Origin of the sequence: Pseudomonas ovata (genome assembly GCF_003131185.1) — a bacterium.
Classification (GTDB): domain Bacteria; phylum Pseudomonadota; class Gammaproteobacteria; order Pseudomonadales; family Pseudomonadaceae; genus Aquipseudomonas; species Aquipseudomonas ovata.
Map to the genome: position 1 here is coordinate 209816 of NZ_QFFU01000001.1, position 16431 is coordinate 226246.

At 63.8% G+C, this 16431-nt stretch carries 15 protein-coding genes; 12 read left to right on the plus strand and 3 right to left on the minus strand.

Annotation, left to right across the window (positions count from 1 at the left end):
- Positions 1–283: 283 nt before the first annotated feature.
- Positions 284–1555 carry a DUF2254 domain-containing protein gene (locus DGA31_RS00940; protein WP_109511254.1) on the minus strand — a complete coding sequence of 424 codons (1272 nt, stop codon included), beginning with the start codon at positions 1553–1555 and terminating at the stop codon, positions 284–286.
- Between the two features lie 139 nt (positions 1556–1694).
- Here DGA31_RS00940 and DGA31_RS00945 point away from each other — a divergent pair, with 139 nt between their 5' ends.
- From DGA31_RS00945 to DGA31_RS00960, 4 genes are all read left to right on the plus strand, one after another.
- Positions 1695–2981: a DUF4303 domain-containing protein gene (locus DGA31_RS00945; RefSeq protein ID WP_161959127.1), complete on the plus strand. Its 1287-nt coding sequence runs from the start codon at positions 1695–1697 to the stop codon at positions 2979–2981.
- Positions 2982–3071: 90 nt separating this feature from the next.
- Entirely contained in the window at positions 3072–4109 is a 1038-nt protein-coding gene (locus tag DGA31_RS00950) for a sensor histidine kinase (protein ID WP_241509503.1), read from the plus strand.
- 669 nt (positions 4110–4778) lie between these two features.
- Complete coding sequence (locus tag DGA31_RS00955; protein ID WP_109511256.1) at positions 4779–5198, plus strand: GFA family protein; 420 nt, start codon at positions 4779–4781, stop codon at positions 5196–5198.
- Entirely contained in the window at positions 5185–5793 is a 609-nt protein-coding gene (locus DGA31_RS00960) for a DUF4304 domain-containing protein (RefSeq protein ID WP_109511257.1), read from the plus strand. The genes DGA31_RS00955 and DGA31_RS00960 overlap by 14 nt, the downstream gene beginning before the upstream one ends.
- Before the next feature lie 76 nt (positions 5794–5869).
- Here DGA31_RS00960 and DGA31_RS00965 read toward each other — a convergent pair whose 3' ends face one another.
- Positions 5870–7201, minus strand: coding sequence for an aminotransferase-like domain-containing protein (locus DGA31_RS00965; protein WP_109511258.1), 1332 nt, complete (start codon positions 7199–7201; stop codon positions 5870–5872).
- An 85-nt stretch (positions 7202–7286) separates the two neighbouring features.
- Between DGA31_RS00965 and DGA31_RS00970 the strand changes: the two genes are divergently transcribed.
- Complete coding sequence (locus DGA31_RS00970) at positions 7287–8177, plus strand: DMT family transporter (RefSeq protein ID WP_109511259.1); 891 nt, start codon at positions 7287–7289, stop codon at positions 8175–8177.
- A 59-nt stretch (positions 8178–8236) separates the two neighbouring features.
- On the opposite strand, the gene DGA31_RS00975 is transcribed toward DGA31_RS00970, so the two are convergent.
- Positions 8237–8740: a GNAT family N-acetyltransferase gene (locus tag DGA31_RS00975; RefSeq protein ID WP_109511260.1), complete on the minus strand. Its 504-nt coding sequence runs from the start codon at positions 8738–8740 to the stop codon at positions 8237–8239.
- Positions 8741–9073: 333 nt separating this feature from the next.
- Here DGA31_RS00975 and DGA31_RS00980 point away from each other — a divergent pair, with 333 nt between their 5' ends.
- From DGA31_RS00980 to DGA31_RS01010, 7 genes are all read left to right on the plus strand, one after another.
- Positions 9074–10108, plus strand: coding sequence for a ligase-associated DNA damage response exonuclease (locus DGA31_RS00980; RefSeq protein WP_056834717.1), 1035 nt, complete (start codon positions 9074–9076; stop codon positions 10106–10108).
- Positions 10105–11808 carry an ATP-dependent DNA ligase gene (locus tag DGA31_RS00985; RefSeq protein ID WP_109511261.1) on the plus strand — a complete coding sequence of 568 codons (1704 nt, stop codon included), beginning with the start codon at positions 10105–10107 and terminating at the stop codon, positions 11806–11808. The genes DGA31_RS00980 and DGA31_RS00985 overlap by 4 nt, the downstream gene beginning before the upstream one ends.
- Before the next feature lie 284 nt (positions 11809–12092).
- Positions 12093–12875: a transporter substrate-binding domain-containing protein gene (locus DGA31_RS00990; RefSeq protein ID WP_056834713.1), complete on the plus strand. Its 783-nt coding sequence runs from the start codon at positions 12093–12095 to the stop codon at positions 12873–12875.
- A 72-nt stretch (positions 12876–12947) separates the two neighbouring features.
- Positions 12948–13676: an ABC transporter permease gene (locus DGA31_RS00995; RefSeq protein ID WP_056834711.1), complete on the plus strand. Its 729-nt coding sequence runs from the start codon at positions 12948–12950 to the stop codon at positions 13674–13676.
- Complete coding sequence (locus tag DGA31_RS01000) at positions 13673–14383, plus strand: ABC transporter permease (RefSeq protein ID WP_056834709.1); 711 nt, start codon at positions 13673–13675, stop codon at positions 14381–14383. The genes DGA31_RS00995 and DGA31_RS01000 overlap by 4 nt, the downstream gene beginning before the upstream one ends.
- Positions 14384–14394: 11 nt before the next feature.
- The gene (locus DGA31_RS01005; RefSeq protein WP_109511262.1) at positions 14395–15507 is read left to right on the plus strand and encodes a succinylglutamate desuccinylase/aspartoacylase family protein; all 1113 of its coding nucleotides are present in this window, start codon (positions 14395–14397) and stop codon (positions 15505–15507) included.
- 7 nt (positions 15508–15514) lie between these two features.
- Positions 15515–16279: an ABC transporter ATP-binding protein gene (locus DGA31_RS01010; RefSeq protein WP_056834705.1), complete on the plus strand. Its 765-nt coding sequence runs from the start codon at positions 15515–15517 to the stop codon at positions 16277–16279.
- The last annotated feature ends 152 nt before the right edge of the window (positions 16280–16431 follow it).

Consider the following 16431-nt stretch of genomic DNA (forward strand, 5'->3'; position numbering starts at 1 on the left):
GGGCAAGCGCGCTCCTACAGGTGTGAATTTTATAGCCAATAAAATCAATAAGTTATTTTATGTTCGATGAGAGCGCTTTCGCGCAGCAGACATGGACCCGGTGTAGGAGCGCGCTTGTCCCGCGACCGGCTGCGCAGCAGTCGTAAAATTGCAGTGTTTCACAGATTTCTGCGAGCGCTTCGCACTCGGTCGCGGTGGTCCGGCATACCGGCAAGCGCGCGCCCACCAGGCATGCGTCAAGTCCGGTCCGGTTCGGGCATGCGTCAAGTCAAGCCAGGTCCGGTCACTCGGCCAGCCGGGCCACACACTCGCGCAGGCGTTGCTTGTCGTGCGCCAGGGTCATGGCTGATTCGGCCCGCGCGCAGATCAGTTCGATGTGCTGGTCACACAGCGCCTTGAAACAGCCGGGCTGCATCTGGCGCAGGCTGGCCAGCGCCTTGACCAGCCGCAGGTTGATCTCGATCAGGCTGGCACCGTCACGGGCAATGGGTGAGAAAAAGTCCTCGAAATAATCACTGGCTTGCAGGCAGCGCAGGTACACCCGGGTGCATGCCGGAGGGGCCTGTGTTGCGGCCGCAGGCTTGCCCAGTGCGGCAAAGACCCGCACGCCACGGGTGATCACATCAATGGCGGTGCCGGGGTCATTGACGGCCGGTGACAAGGCCCGCGAGGCAATCTCCGACAGCACCGACACGCCAAAGCGCGGGTCGTGCTCGAAGGTGCGGCGCAGGCCGATGGTCAGCGACGCCAGGAGGGCCTCGATGAGCCGATCAGTCTGCTGCGCTGAAGCGGGCTCCTGAAACGCGAGCTGTGCGATCGCGGTGCCTTCATGCACGAAGTCGCCGGGCACGACCTCCAGGAAAATCTGCAGGCAATATGTGTCGGCCAGCCCTTCCAGCGCCTGCACGTCGATGTGTTGCACATAGCCAATCGCCTGGCTGCCAATGACCTGCGTATCGGCCCTGGCCAGCCCGGCCGGGTAGGCACAGGCGCCCAGGCAAGGGCGTTCGGCGCGATCGCGGACCGCCTTGAGGGTGGCCGCTTCGACCCGGTCGATCGTCTCTCCTACCCGCCCCAGCCGCGACAGATGATCGATCCAGCGCAGCAGTGTGTAGACGATCAGGATCACCACCACCAGGGTCACGGCAAACAGCACGACCCGGCCTTGCGAGCCATAGGCGCCGGTGCTCAGGGCGATGATGCCCACCAGGCTGAACAGGAACGAACCAATGAAGGTGGCCAGCGCATTCTGGGTCGTGCTGTCCTCCATCAGCAGCGTCGTGGCACGCGGGGTAACACTGCTGCTGGCCGCGCTGTAGGCGGCGACCATGGTGCTCAGCGAAAACGTGGTGACCGCCAGCATGCTCGACGCAATGATGCCCAGAATCTTGTCGACCGCGTCGGCACCGATCTTTGCCGACAGGGTGATCGGCACATAATCCTTCAGGATCATGGCCATCAGCGCGGTGACTACGCCCAGCAAGGAGAACAGGCTGGCCCGGAACCACAGCCGCTTGGTCGATTGCGTCAACAGCCACTGCCAGCGTGCCACCATGTTCGACTGTCCTTGCATCCGTATTGATCGGTTGGCCTGAGGCTCAGGCATGACTGATTGATCGACGCATGCGCCCAAGGTTCAGTACGGCCCCGGTGTTGCTATGATCCTGCGCTGCGATCATCGACAAGGACCTTCCATGAGCACCTATCACGACCGGGCCATGAACTGGCAAGCCTTTGAGCAGCACATGTTCGACTCGGCCCGCCAGGCACTGCACGCGCACCTCGACCAGGCCGGGGCACCGTTGTATGCGGCCGCTTTTCATGGCAGTTACCGTGAAGAGGAAGCGGTGCTGTCGCTGCCCTCCCTGGCCTTCAACAGCCTGCAGGCCCTGGACGAAGACTTTGCCGACGAGACGGATCAAAGCTTCAGCTCGGTGAAATGGAACCCGGCGGACTGGCGCCACGACCTGGACACCGAATACGCCACACCGGCGCTGCTGGCGCTGGATGAGACCCTGCAAGCCTTTGCCAATCGCGCCGGCCCGCGCCAGTGGCGCCACGCCGAGCGCCGCTTTATGGTCAGTGTGGCGCGGGCCGCCCGGGCGCTGGGGGCGCACTTTGCCGGACATCCCGGGGTGACGGCCGATTTCGTGGTGATCTTTCACGATTTCGACGGCGATATCGGATTGGCCCGGCGCAGCATCAGTCGCCAGCAGTTCGAATCCCTGTTTCCGGTAGAGCTGGCCATCGAGACCACCTTGAAAGCCGTGGCCACACAATCGGAGGCCGAGCAGGCGGCATTTTACCTTGGGCGCCTGCACCGCGTTGATGGCGTGTCCGGCGAAGTCGCCGAACCCTGGCTGATCGCCCACGGCGCCGCCGCGCAGCAGGGCCTGATCGAGCAATTGATGCATCGCAAGGACGCCACGCCTGCCGCCCGCATTCTGGGCCTGGCGGGACGTGCCGACCCGGTCGTGATTGACGCTTTGCGCCAGCAGGCCTTGCGCACCCGGCAGGCGCCCCTGCGTAACTGGTGCGCCAGCGCCCTGGGTTACCTGGGTGATTTCGACTGGCTGATCGAGCAGGCCCAGGAGGTTGCCGTCAGCGGCTTCTGCGCCCCTTTCGACAGCTTTCGCCGCAAGGGCGCCCGCCGCCCGGTGCTTGATTACGCGCCGCTGCAGCGCTTGCTGGAACAGCGCCCGGAATGGACGGCAATGATCGAAGACACTCTGGGCGAACAAAACGGCGGCATGGACGGCACTCCTGCCGATGTCAGCGAAGCGCTGCGTGGCCTGGGCGTGTCGCAGGTTGCGATCCGTCGGCATGCGGTGGAGGCCTTGAATCATCGTGACCTTGAAGAGGCGGATTGGCAGCGCGCCGTGCAGGGTTTGCGGGCCGCACAGGCCGATGAAGATGAGCAGGTGCGCGAGCGGGCTGACAGCGGCCTGGCAGCGATGACCGTCAGGCCGCTGCCAGGCTGAAAATACCTCCCCACAGGCCAGGCGGCTGGGATAGGATGCCGGGCCATCCGCATCGCCCGCTCACTGATCCGCCGCCCCTGGGGGAATTGCTTGTCTGAAAAACGGCCACTCCTGCAACGCGTCTTCGCGTTTGCGGCCTTGCTGCGCAACTGCGTATGGCTCGCCTACACCGCCAGCCTGGGGATCTTCGGCGCCAGCCTGTATGCACGCCTGCACCTGATGGACGACCTGCCGGTCGGCTTTCCTTTCCTGACATTTTTTCCGGCGGTCATTCTCACTGCCTTCTTCTGCGGCACCCGCCCGGGCATTCTGTGCGCGGTGTTGTCGGGGGTTGCCTCATGGGCCTGGTTCATCTCACCGGGCAAGCCATTCTCCACCAGTGGCAGCGACCTGCTGGCGCTGGCGTTTTATGCCTTTATCGTGGCCGTGGACATTGCCCTGATCCACTACATGCAGCGCAGCAGCACGCGCCTGCGCCGCGACAAACAGGTCATTGGCCAGCTTTATGAGCAACAGAACTTCATGTTTACCGAGCTGCAGCACCGGGTGGCCAATAACATGCAGTTCATTTCCAGCATCCTGTATGTCGGCCGCCAGAAGGTGCAACGTGGTGCCGACGCCCTTGCGGTGCTGGGCGATGCGCAAGAGCGCCTGCAGATCATTTCGCGCATCCACCGCCGCCTGTACGACCCCAGCCGCGCCGACCTGCCGGCCTCGGCGTGCCTGGCCGAACTGTGCCAGGACCTGCTCAGCGTCAGCGGCCAGAACGCTGTCCGGTGCATTGTCGAGCCCGGCGATGTGCGCCTGGACCTGACCCGCCTGACCACCTTGTCGATGCTGGTCGCAGAGCTGGTGACCAATGCCCTCAAGCACGCCTTTGCGCCCAACCAGCCGGGCACCATTCGTGTGTCACTGGAACGCCTGCCGCTCGACACCCTGCGTCTGCGCGTGGCCGACGATGGCCGTGGCTTTGCCGGCCCCGAACCCTCGGCCGGACGGCACAGCCTGGGCCTGAAGATCATTGGCAGCTTTGCTGCGCAGCTGGGTGCGACGCCAGTCTGGCGCAACGACAATGGCACGGTGGTGGAGCTGGTGCTGCCGGCCAGGGTCGATGGGCCATCGCTTTAGCCGCAAGGTGTCATGGGCTTGAAAACCGGATAGCCTGTGGGCTTTCATCAGAAAAAATAACTTACTGATTTTATTAGATATTAAATTCAATACTGTAGGAGCGCGCTTGTCCCGCGACCGGCTGCGTTAGCAGTCGTAAATTTGCAGTGTTTCATCAATTTTGTGGCCGCTTCGCGCCCAGTCGCGGGCAAGCGCGCTCCTACAGGTGTGAATTTTATAGCCAATAAAATCAATAAGTTATTTTATGTTTGGTGAGAGCGCTTGCGCGCAGCAGACATGGACCCGGTGTAGGAGCGCGCTTGTCCCGCGACCGGCTGCGCAGCAGTCGTAAAATTGCAGCGTTTCACAGATTTCTGCGAGCGCTTCGCACTCGGTCGCGGGCAAGCGCGCTCCTACAGGTGTGAATTTTATAGCCAATAAAATCAATAAGTTATTTTATGTTTGGTGAGAGCGCCTTCGCGCAGCAGACATGGAGCCGGTGTAGGAGCGCGCTTGCCCGCGACCGGCTGCGTTAGCAGTCGTAAAATTGCAGCGTTTCATCAATTTTGTGGCCGCTTCGCGCCCAGTCGCGGGCAAGCGCGCTCCTACACCGATTCCATGTTTGCTGCACGAAAGCGCTGTGTCAGCAACACAGGGTGATCCCTCATGAACCCCAGGGGCTTTCATTGCATGCAAGCACTTCACCACGGTAGTTGCCTGTGCGGCGCCATTCGCTATCAACTGTTCAATAAACTCAAGGCGCTGAGCCATTGCCACTGCACGCAATGCCAGAAAGCCCACGGCGCCGCCTTCGCCTCCTATGCCAGCGTGCCGCGCACAGCGCTGTCGATCGTCAGCGGCCTTGAGGCGCTAAAGGGTTATCAATCCTCGCCCGGCGTCACCCGGCAGTTCTGTGCGCACTGCGGGTCGTCGCTGTTCTGGCACGATACCAGCGGGCAGTTTGCCGACTGGATTTCACTGGCCGTGGCCACGCTGGATACGCCGTGGGTGCCAGGCAAGAGCCGGCATGTCTGGCTGGATTCGCGTCTGCCCTGGTCTGACACGGCCATGGTTCAACTCCTTGAGGCCATGCCCCATGAACCGCAATGATTTTTTCAAGCTTCTGGCGCAAAGGCTGTATCCGGTGCTGCGCGCCGAAGGCTTCAAGGGCTCGGGCCAGACCTTGCGCCGACTCGACGGGCCGCTGATTCATGTGTTCAACGTGCAGGGTGCGCGCGGTGGCGACCAGTGCTACCTGAACCTGGGGGCACACCTGGACTTTATCCCGCCCGAGGGTGGTTTGCCGGTTACTGCACAAGCCATGACCGAGTCGCACTGCATCTTCCGTGACCGCATCGATCCTCCCACCGGGCCGGCCTTCGGTTGGGCCTACAGCGCCGATGCAGCCGAGGCCGAAGAAACCATCGCGTTCATCCTCAGCGAATGGGCACGCGTGGGGCGAGCGTTCTTTGCCCAACATGCCCGTTACCCGCAAAGTTATGAGGCCTTGCTGCAGCGCGAAATAGACCCGGACACGATCCACGGCCGCACCGCCCTGCACCTGGCGCGCATTGCCATGCACCTGGGCCAGAGCGAGCGTGCCCATGACCTGGTGCAGATCGGCCTGGCCCGGGCGCCGGAACGGGCTACCACGCTCAAGGCAGAGCTGGCGCAGGTAAGCGCGACCTGCGGTCGCGAAAACTGATCGCCAGGCGCCAGAAATGGTGGGCCTGCGCCGGCCCTTTCGCGACCGTGGGTCGCTCCCGCGTCACGCGCGGCAATCAGGTATGCGCCTCCACCACCCACTTCACCTTTTCCAGCGCCGTACGCAGCGTGGTCAGGTCCACCGAACCCAGCGCCAGGCGCAAAGCCTGCGGGACGTGGCGGGTGATGGCAAAGGGTTCGGCGCTGGACACGGCCACCTGCTCGCGCTGCAACGCGGCGACAATCGGCTCGGCACGGGCGTCTTCGACCAGGGGCAACCAGAGAAAATACGAAGCCGGATGGCTGCACACGCCCAGCCCTTGCAGCACTTGGGCGGCAATGCCTTGGCGGGTCTGTGCGTCCTGGCGTTTTTGTTCTTCAAGCTGCATCACCGTGCCGTCCGCCAGCCACTGGCAGGCGATGGCGGTCAACACGCCCGGCGTGTTCCAGGTGGTCGCCCGAATGATGCGCTCCAGCGCCGGCACCTGGTCCAGCGGCGCGCTGATAAAGCCGACGCGCAATCCGGTGGCCACGCTTTTGGACAGCCCGCAGACATGCACCGTGCGCTCCGGCGCCAGGCTGGCCAGTGGTGGCGGTGCGTCTTCGACCAGAAAGGCATAGGCGGCGTCTTCGATGAGCAGCAGGTCGTGGCGGCGAGCGATGTCCACCAGCTGCGCCCGTTGCGCGGTATCCATGACCCAGCCCAGCGGATTGTGCAGCGTCGGCATGCTGTACACCGCCCTCACCCGCCGCCGTTCACAGAGCTTGGCGAGTGCCATCAGGTCCGGGCCGTGCGCCAGCACCGGGATGGCGACGATTTCCAGATGCAGGGCCTCGGCCAGCACCTTGAAGCCCGAATAGGTCAAGGCATCGGCGGCAATCACATCCCCCGGCTTCAACAGCGCCATCAGCGTCACGGCCAGTCCTTGCTGCGCGCCATTGACGATCAGCACCTGCGCGGCGCTCACCATCAGCCCGCGCGCCGCCAGGTGTCGCGCCACACAGGCACGCTCATGCGCGCGCCCGGCATGAGGCTGGTAGCGCAGCAGCGCGTCCAGGTCACCGCTCGCTGCCAGATGGCGCAAGGCACTGCGCAACAAGTCGGCCTGCTCCGGCAACGCCGGGTAATTGAAATTCAGATCCGCCATGCCGACCGCCACCTGCTTCTGGTCAATGCCCAGTCCGGTTGACAGCGAAGGGTCGCGCACGAAGGTCCCACGCCCGGTCTCGCCGCTGACCAGGCCCATGGTCTGCAACTGGGCATAGACCCGCGAGGCGGTGACCAGCGCCAGCCCTTGCTCGCTGGCCAGTTGACGGTGAGTCGGTAGACGTGATCCGGGCAGCAGGCGACCGGCCCGAATGTCTGCCGCCAGACTGTCGACCAGGGATTTGTAACGTGCACGGGGCATGGGCAATGTATCCATGACAATTTTTTGATTGTGCTGATAGTGGTGCCTAGCATGGGGTTCTCGCAACCGCCATGAGTCAGCCCCGATGCCCCCTACTCTTGCCCTGCAACCGACGCCTGCACTGGCCGGCTGGCTCAATGGCCTGATCGGCGTAATCATCTTCAGTGGCTCGCTGCCCGCGACGCGTCTGGCGGTGGCGCAGTTCGAGCCGCTGTTTCTGACCTTTGCCAGAGCCAGCATTGCCGGAGTGTTGGCGCTGAGCGTGTTGTGGCTGTTTCGCCAGCCACGCCCGGCCCGCTCACAGTGGCTGTCACTGGGTATCGTCGCCGCCGGCGTGGTAGTGGGCTTTCCCTTGCTGACGGCCCTGGCCCTGCAACAGGTGACCTCGGCACACAGCATCGTGTTTGTCGGCCTGCTGCCACTGGCCACCGCGCTGTTTGGCGTGCTGCGGTGCGGCGAGCGTCCCCGCCCGGTGTTCTGGCTGTTCTCGGGGCTGGGCAGCTTGATGGTCGCCGGCTTTGCCTTCAGCCAGGGCGTGGCCGCCAACCTGCTGGGCGACGGGCTGATGCTGCTGGCGATCCTGGCCTGCGGCCTGGGCTATGCCGAAGGCGCACAGTTGTCCAGGACGCTCGGCGGCTGGCAGGTGATCTGCTGGGCGCTGGTGCTGGCCTTGCCGTTCATGCTGGTGCTGAGCCTGTGGACACTGCCGGCAACCCTGGACGCCATTACCCTGCCAGCCTGGCTCAGCCTGGGCTATGTCTCGGTGTTCAGCATGCTGGTGGGCTTCGTGTTCTGGTATCGCGGGCTGGCCCAGGGCGGCGTGGCGGCCGTGGGCCAGTTGCAGTTGCTGCAACCGTTCTTTGGCCTGGCGCTGGCGGCGACCCTGCTCGGCGAGCCGGTCAGCCCGGGCATGCTGGCAGTGACCGTCGCGGTGATCGGCTGCGTGGTCGGGGCGAGGCGGTTTGCCCGGTCATGATCCAGCGGGTCGTTGTCCGAGTTGCCCGGCAAGTCATGAGGTCCGCCACCCTGTATGGCTCAATGCATGACCCGGGTCACCAGGTAATTGACCAGGTTGGGATCGTCGTCCAGGTCGATGGCGCGGGTCGGGCGGGGCAGCGCTTCAAGGACCTTGGTCCAGAAGGCATGAGCGACTTCGTCCTGCGGGAAGTAACGCACCAGCCAGTTTTCATGGCCGCCCATCAGCACCTGCTCCATCATGGCGCTGCCGATGCCCTTGCGTCGGTAGCGCTTGAGGATGAACAGGTCGGCCAGTTCCAGCGCATCGATACCCGGCACTTCGCTGCGTTCGATCAGCACGAACCCCGCCAGTTGGCCGTTGACCCACAACAGGTTGGCGCTCCAGTCCTGCTCTTCCCAATAACGGATCAGGTGACCTTCATGCACATAGAAGCGACCATCCTCTTCGACGTCCTGAGACTCCCAGTCCGAAGACTCGTAGGCGTAGAACTGGTACAGGTTGCTGATCATATCGATATCATCGGGTCCGGCCGGAATCAGTTCGATGGTGAGTTCAGTCATGAAAGGGCCTTGGGTCGCGACGTGGCGTCTATATAAACAAGAGAAACGGACATGCAGGTCTCGGCAGCAGAAACATCAGGGCCGCTATTGTTTACAAAACGCCGCCAATGGCAACTGTGACACTGCATCAATGTGTGGCAGCGCCCGCCCCCTCGGACAATAAACCGCGCACCCCGCGATGAGCCGCACGGGTGGGAGGGGCCGGTCGGCGCTCGGATCTGCACATTCGCGACCGCTCCTACAGATCGAGGTGCAAAGGCGGTGGTTTAGAGCGCTGAACTTGCGCGGGGCGCGGCGGCTCATAACTGACACGCCCATTGCACTGGTTGCCCCATGGATCTTGTCGTTGCCCGTCCCGAAGGTCTGTATTGCCCGCCCGGAGACTTTTATATCGATCCGTGGCGGCCGGTGGACCGCGCCGTCATCACTCACGGCCATGGTGACCATGCGCGCACCGGCAGCGGGCATTACCTGGCCACGGCCAGTGGCGAGGGCATCCTGCGCTGGCGCCTGGGTCAGGACATCAACCTGCAGACCCTGGCCTACGGCGAAACCGTGACCCATCACGGCGTGACCATCAGCCTGCACCCGGCCGGGCATGTGCTGGGCTCGGCGCAGGTGCGCCTGGAATACCAGGGCGAGGTCTGGGTGGCGTCCGGTGACTACAAGGTCGAGCCCGACGGCACCTGCGAGACCTTCGAGCCGGTGCGTTGCCACACGTTCATCACCGAGTCGACCTTCGGCCTGCCGATCTACCGCTGGACCCCGCAGGCGCAGATCTTTGCCGGCATCAATGACTGGTGGCGCAGCAATGCGGCGCAAGGCAAGGCCAGCGTGCTGTTCGCCTATGCCTTCGGCAAGGCACAACGCATCCTGCATGGCATCGACTCCGACATCGGCCCGATCCTGGCGCACGGCTCGGTGGAGCCGCTGAACCGGGTGTATCGCGCCGGCGGCATCCGCATTCCCGAGACCCGGTACGCCGGCGACTTCAAGAAAACCGATCCCATTCTGCGCCAGGCGCTGATCATCGCCCCGCCGTCGGCCGGCGGCAGCACCTGGATGAAGCGCTTCGGCGAGTACAGCGATGCCTTTGCCAGCGGCTGGATGATGCTGCGCGGCACGCGCCGGCGGCGCGGCGTGGACCGCGGCTTTGTCTTGTCCGACCACGCCGACTGGCCCGGCCTGCTGTGGGCCATCGAGCAGACCGGCGCCGAACGGGTGATGGTCACCCACGGATCGGTGCCGATCCTGGTGCGCTACCTGCGCGAGCTGGGCCTGGACGCCCAGGGCTTCGACACCGAATACGGTGACGAGGAAGACGACGCCGCAGCGGCCACCACACCAGCCACCGGGCAATCGACATGAAAGCCTTTGCCGAGCTGTACACGCGCCTGGACGCCACCACGTCCAGCAATGCCAAGCTGGCCGCCCTGCACGATTACTTTACCCAGGCCGCCCCGGACGACGCGGCCTGGGCGGTGTTCTTCCTGGCCGGCGGGCGTCCGCGCCAACTGGTGCCCAGCCGTGTGCTGCGCGAGCAGGCCACCGAACTGAGCGGGCTGGCGCCGTGGTTGTTCGAGGAAAGCTACCAGGCCGTGGGCGACCTGGCTGAAACCCTGTCGCTGCTGTTGCCGCACGCCGACCATGACAATGACGAAGGCCTGGCGGTGTGGCTGGAAGAAAAGCTGCTGCCCCTGCGCGGCCTGGCGCCCGAGGTGCTGGCCGAACGGTTGCCGGCGTTGTGGGCGCAACTGGATCGCAGCAGCCTGATGGTGTGCATCAAGCTGATCACCGGCAGCTTTCGCGTTGGCGTTTCCAAACTGTTGGTGACCCGCGCCCTGGCGACCATGGCCGGCCTGGACAGCAAGCGCGTGGCCCAGCGCCTGGTGGGCTATACCGACCTGTCGCACCGCCCCACGGCGCCGTCTTATCTGAAGCTGATCGCCCCGGAGTCGGACGATGAGCATGCCCAGCGCGGCGGCCAGCCCTACCCGTTTTTCCTGGCCCACGCGCTGCAGCAACCGGTGGAGCAGTTCGAGGCGCTGCTGGGGCCTGCCGAGGACTGGCAGGTGGAATGGAAGTGGGACGGCATTCGGGCGCAGGTGGTCAAGCGCGAGGGCCGCTTGTGGGTCTGGTCGCGGGGCGAAGAGCTGGTCACCGAGCGCTTTCCAGAGCTGCACAGCCTGGCGCAGTGCCTGCCCGATGGCACCGTGATCGATGGCGAGATCGTGGTCTGGAAGGCGCCGGACACTGCGCCTGCGGTCGAGGGCGAGTTTGCGCTGGACAGTGACGCCGAGGCGCCTGAGCCCTGGGTACAGCCGTTTGCCTTGTTGCAGCAACGCATCGGCCGCAAGACCCTGGGCAAGAAGATTCTCGGCGATGCACCGGTGGTGGTGCTCGGCTACGACCTGCTGGAGTGGCAAGGCCACGACTGGCGCAGCCGCCCGCAGCATGAACGGCGCGCGCAACTGGAACAGGTGATCCAGACCAGCCAGAGCCCGGTGCTGCTGCCCTCGCCCGTCATCACCGGGCATGACTGGGACGATCTGGCGCGCCAACGCGAAGCCGCGCGCAGCCTGGGCGTCGAAGGCATGATGCTCAAGGCGCGGGAATCGCTCTACGGCGTGGGGCGCACCAAGGACATGGGCGTGTGGTGGAAATGGAAGCTCGACCCGTTCAGTGTCGATGCGGTGCTGATCTATGCCCAGCGCGGCCATGGCCGGCGTGCCAGCCTCTACAGCGACTACACCTTCGCCGTGTGGGACGGCCCACCCGACGCCCGCGAACGCACGCTGGTGCCGTTTGCCAAGGCGTATTCAGGACTGACCGATGAAGAAATGCGCAAGGTGGACGCCATCATCCGCAAGACCACGGTAGAGAAATTCGGCCCGGTGCGCAGCGTGACCCCGACCCTGGTATTCGAGCTGGGCTTTGAAGGCATCGCCCTGTCGAAGCGGCACAAGAGCGGCATCGCCGTACGCTTCCCGCGGATGTTGCGCTGGCGCCATGACAAGCCGGTGGAGGAAGCCGACAGCCTGGCGACGTTGCAGGACCTGCTGGGCTGATGCGCCAAACAAGTGCAAGCAAGCAATAATGCTCTTTTTTGGGGCCTCACGGATCCGTAGGAGCGGCTTCAGCCGCGAACGTGCTCGGTCTTTCGCGGCTGAAGCCGCGCCTACAGAAGCGTTGATCTCCAGATGTAGCAAAAAGACACAATTGCGACACCTCCTTATATTTCAAACACATGTTTTGTCCGTTGGTTCAGAAATTGCTACCTGATGACTGTCTGGCATCCGCCGGTAGCAGTCTTGAAGGCTGTTGCGCCCTCTTCTGGTTTTAGGAACTGAGCATGAAAAAAGCATGGTTGACCCTGTCCGCACTGGCTCTGTGCGTCGCCGCCGGTAGCGCGATGGCCAAGGAATACAAGGAACTGCGTTTTGGTGTCGATCCATCCTATGCACCGTTCGAGTCCAAGGCCGCCGACGGCAGCCTGCAAGGCTTTGACATTGACTTGGGCAATGCCATCTGCAAGGAACTGAAAGTCACCTGCAAATGGGTCGAGAGCGATTTCGACGGCATGATTCCGGGCCTTAAGGCCCGCAAGTTCGACGGTGTGATCTCGTCGATGACCGTGACCCCGGCACGCGAAAAGGCCATCGATTTCTCCGATGAGCTGTTCTCCGGCCCGACCTCGCTGGTGTTCAAAAAGGGGGCAGGCCTGAGCACCGATCTGGCCACCCTCAAGGGCAAGACCGTCGGCTACGAGCAAGGCACCATCCAGGAAGCCTACGCCAAGGCCGTACTGGACAAGGCCGGGGTGACCACCAAGGCCTACGCCAACCAGGACCAGGTCTACGCCGACCTGACCTCGGGCCGTCTGGACGCCTCGATCCAGGACATGTTGCAAGCCGAACTGGGCTTTCTGAAGTCGCCCAAGGGCGCCGACTATGAAGTCAGCGAACCGGTCGACAACCCGCTGCTGCCGTCCAAGACCGCCATCGGTATCGCCAAAGGTAACACTGAGCTCAAGGAACTCCTGAACAAAGGTATCAAAGCGTTACACGCTGACGGCACCTACGCCGAAATCCAGAAAAAACACTTCGGTGACCTGAACCTGTACAGCGGCAAATAAAAAAGCCCGACGCCCGGTGAGCCACTGCGCTCGCCGGGCGTTCTCGTTGCTGACCGCTGGAAGTCTTTATCCATGCTCGACACCTTGCTCAATCACCTGGGACTCTCGGCGTTCAGCCTCAGGGGCTTCGGCCCGCTGTTGCTCGAAGGCACCTGGATGACCCTCAAACTTTCGGTGCTGTCGCTGCTGCTGAGCATTGTGCTCGGGCTGCTGGGCGCCAGCGCCAAACTGTCAGGCAGTGCAGTGTTGCGCGTGCCGGCACAGATCTACACCACCCTGATCCGCGGCGTGCCGGACCTGGTGCTGATGCTGTTGATCTTCTACAGCCTGCAGACCTGGCTGAGCCTGTTCACCGACGCCATGGGCTGGGAATACATCGAGATCGACCCGTTCAGCGCCGGGGTGATTACCCTGGGGTTCATCTACGGGGCGTATTTCACCGAAACCTTCAGGGGCGCGATCCTGTCGGTGCCGCGCGGGCAGGTCGAGGCCGCCGTCGCCTATGGCCTCAAGCGCGGCCAGCGCTTTCGCCATGTGGTGTTCCCGCAGATGATGCGCTTCGCCCTGCCGGGCATCGGCAATAACTGGCAAGTGCTGCTCAAGGCCACCGCACTGGTGTCGATCATCGGCCTGGCCGATCTGGTCAAGGCGTCCCAGGATGCCGGCAAGAGCACCTATCAACTGTTCTATTTCCTGGTGGTGGCCGGCTTCATCTACCTGATGATCACCAGCGCCTCCAACCTGGCCCTGCGTTGGGCCGAACGGCGTTACGCCGCCGGCAGCCGGGAGGCCAGACGATGATCGAATTGCTCCAGGAGTACTGGCGCCCCTTCCTGTACAGCGACGGGGTGCACATCACCGGCCTGGCCATGACCCTGTGGCTGCTCAGCGCCTCGATTGCCATCGGCTTCTGCCTGTCGATCCCGCTGTCCATCGCCCGCGTCTCGGACAGCTTCTGGCTGCGCTGGCCGGTGCAGTTCTACACCTATGTATTTCGCGGCACGCCGCTGTATATCCAGTTGCTGATCTGCTACACGGGCATCTACAGCATTGCCGCGGTGCGCGAACAGCCGCTGCTCGACAGTTTTTTCCGCGACGCCATGAACTGCACGTTGCTGGCCTTCACGCTCAATACCTGCGCCTACACCACCGAGATCTTTGCCGGGGCCATTCGCAGCATGGCGCACGGCGAAATCGAGGCGGCCAAGGCCTACGGCCTGAGCGGCTGGAAGCTGTATGCGCATGTGATCATGCCGTCGGTGCTGCGCCGCTCGCTGCCGTACTACAGCAATGAAGTGATCCTGATGCTGCACTCCACCACGGTGGCTTTCACCGCCACCGTGCCGGACATTCTCAAGGTGGCGCGGGATGCCAACTCGGCGACCTTCATGACCTTTCAGTCGTTCGGCATCGCCGCCCTGCTGTACCTGAGTGTCACGTTCATCCTGGTCGGGCTGTTTCGCCTGGCCGAACGGCGCTGGCTGGCCTTTCTCGGCCCCGCTCACTAGGACCGCCTCTCATGCGCCAACTTACTCATGACCTGCTGTCGCCGGTGCCGGGCACCGCGCGGCAGATTCACAGTTTTCACTACGGCCCGGACAACGGCACCTGCAAGGTGTATATCCAGGCGGCGCTGCACGCCGACGAGCTGCCAGGCATGCTGGTGGCCTGGTACCTCAGGCAGCGCCTGGACGAACTGGAGCGCGCCGGCAAGCTCAAGGGCGAGATCGTCGTGGTGCCGGTGGCCAACCCGGCCGGCCTGGAACAGGTGCTGATGGACACGCCGCTGGGCCGCTACGAGCTGGAAAGCGGGCAGAACTTCAATCGCCATTTCGTCGACCTGGCGCAACAGGTCGGCAATGCCGTGCAGGACCTGCTGACAGCCGATGTGCAGGCCAATGCCCGGCTGATCCGCACGCACTTGCGCCAGGCCCTGCTTGAGCACGGCGCCAGCACACAGTTGCAATCGCAGCGCTTGGTGTTGCAGCGCCTGGCCTGCGATGCCGACATGGTGCTGGACCTGCACTGCGACTTCGAGGCGGTCGAGCACCTGTACACCACGCCCGAAGCCTGGCCACAGGTCGAACCCCTGGCGCGCTATCTGGGCTCGCAGGCCAATCTGCTGGCCACCGACTCGGGCGGCCAGTCGTTCGATGAGTGCTTCACCCTGGTCTGGTGGCAGTTGCAGCAACGCTTTGGCACGCAAGTGCCGATGGGCAGCTTTTCGGTGACGGTGGAGCTGCGTGGCCAGACCGATGTCAGCCATGCCGTGGCCAGCCGCGACTGCCAGGCCATCATTCTTTACCTGACCGATTTCGGTGCCATCGACGGCGAGCGGATCGAGCCGCCCGAACTGCTCTACCCGGCCACGCCCCTGGCGGCCGTGGACCCGGTGACCACGCCGTTCGGCGGGCTGCTGGTGTTCTGCGCCATGCCCGGTGAATACGTCGAGGCCGGACAACTGCTGGCCGATATCATCGACCCGCTCAACGACACCGTGACCCAGGTCCGCGCCCCGCAGGCCGGCCTGCTGTATGCCCGCTCGCTGCGCCGCATGACCACCGCCGGGATGGTCATCGCCCACGTCGCCGGCACCCAGGCCCACCGCAGCGGCTACCTGCTTTCTCCTTGAGGACTTTATGTACAAACTGACCATCGAAGGCCTGCACAAGCGCTACGGCGACAACGAAGTGCTCAAGGGCGTGTCGCTCAAGGCCAAGAGTGGCGACGTGATCTGCCTGATCGGCGCCAGCGGCTCGGGCAAGAGCACCTTCCTGCGCTGCATCAACTTTCTCGAACAGCCCAACGACGGCGCCATGAGCCTGGACGACAAGCCGGTGCGCATGGTCCAGGACAGCGGTGGCATGCGCGTGGCCGACGCCGACGAACTGCAACGCCTGCGCACGCGCCTGGCCATGGTGTTCCAGCATTTCAACCTGTGGGCGCACATGACGGTGCTGGAAAACGTGACCATGGCCCCGCGCCGGGTATTGGGCGTGCCCAAGGCCGAAGCCGAGGCGCGGGCGCGCAAGTACCTGGAAAAGGTCGGCCTGCCCGAGCGAGTGGCCGATCAGTACCCGGCGTTCCTGTCCGGCGGTCAGCAACAACGCGTGGCCATCGCCCGGGCCTTGGCGATGGAGCCGGACATCATGCTGTTCGACGAACCGACCTCGGCACTGGACCCTGAGCTGGTGGGCGAAGTGCTCAAGGTGATCCAGGGCCTGGCCGAGGAAGGCCGGACCATGATCCTGGTCACCCACGAGATGGGCTTTGCGCGCAAGGTCGCGACCCAGGTGGTGTTTTTGCATCAGGGCCGAATCGAGGAATCGGGGCACCCGGACGAGGTGTTGAACAACCCGCAGAGCGAGCGCCTGAAGCAGTTTCTGAGCGGCAATCTGAAGTAGGAGCGACCAACGGTCGCGAAGACCGAGGGACAGACGCTGAAAAATGCTGTGTCTGTACCGGCCCTTTCGCGACGGTTGGTCGCTCCTGCGCCAGGGTGAAAATATTTGGCAGAGCGTCTCCGGGCCGGATCGCACCAATGGCCCGGGCCTGT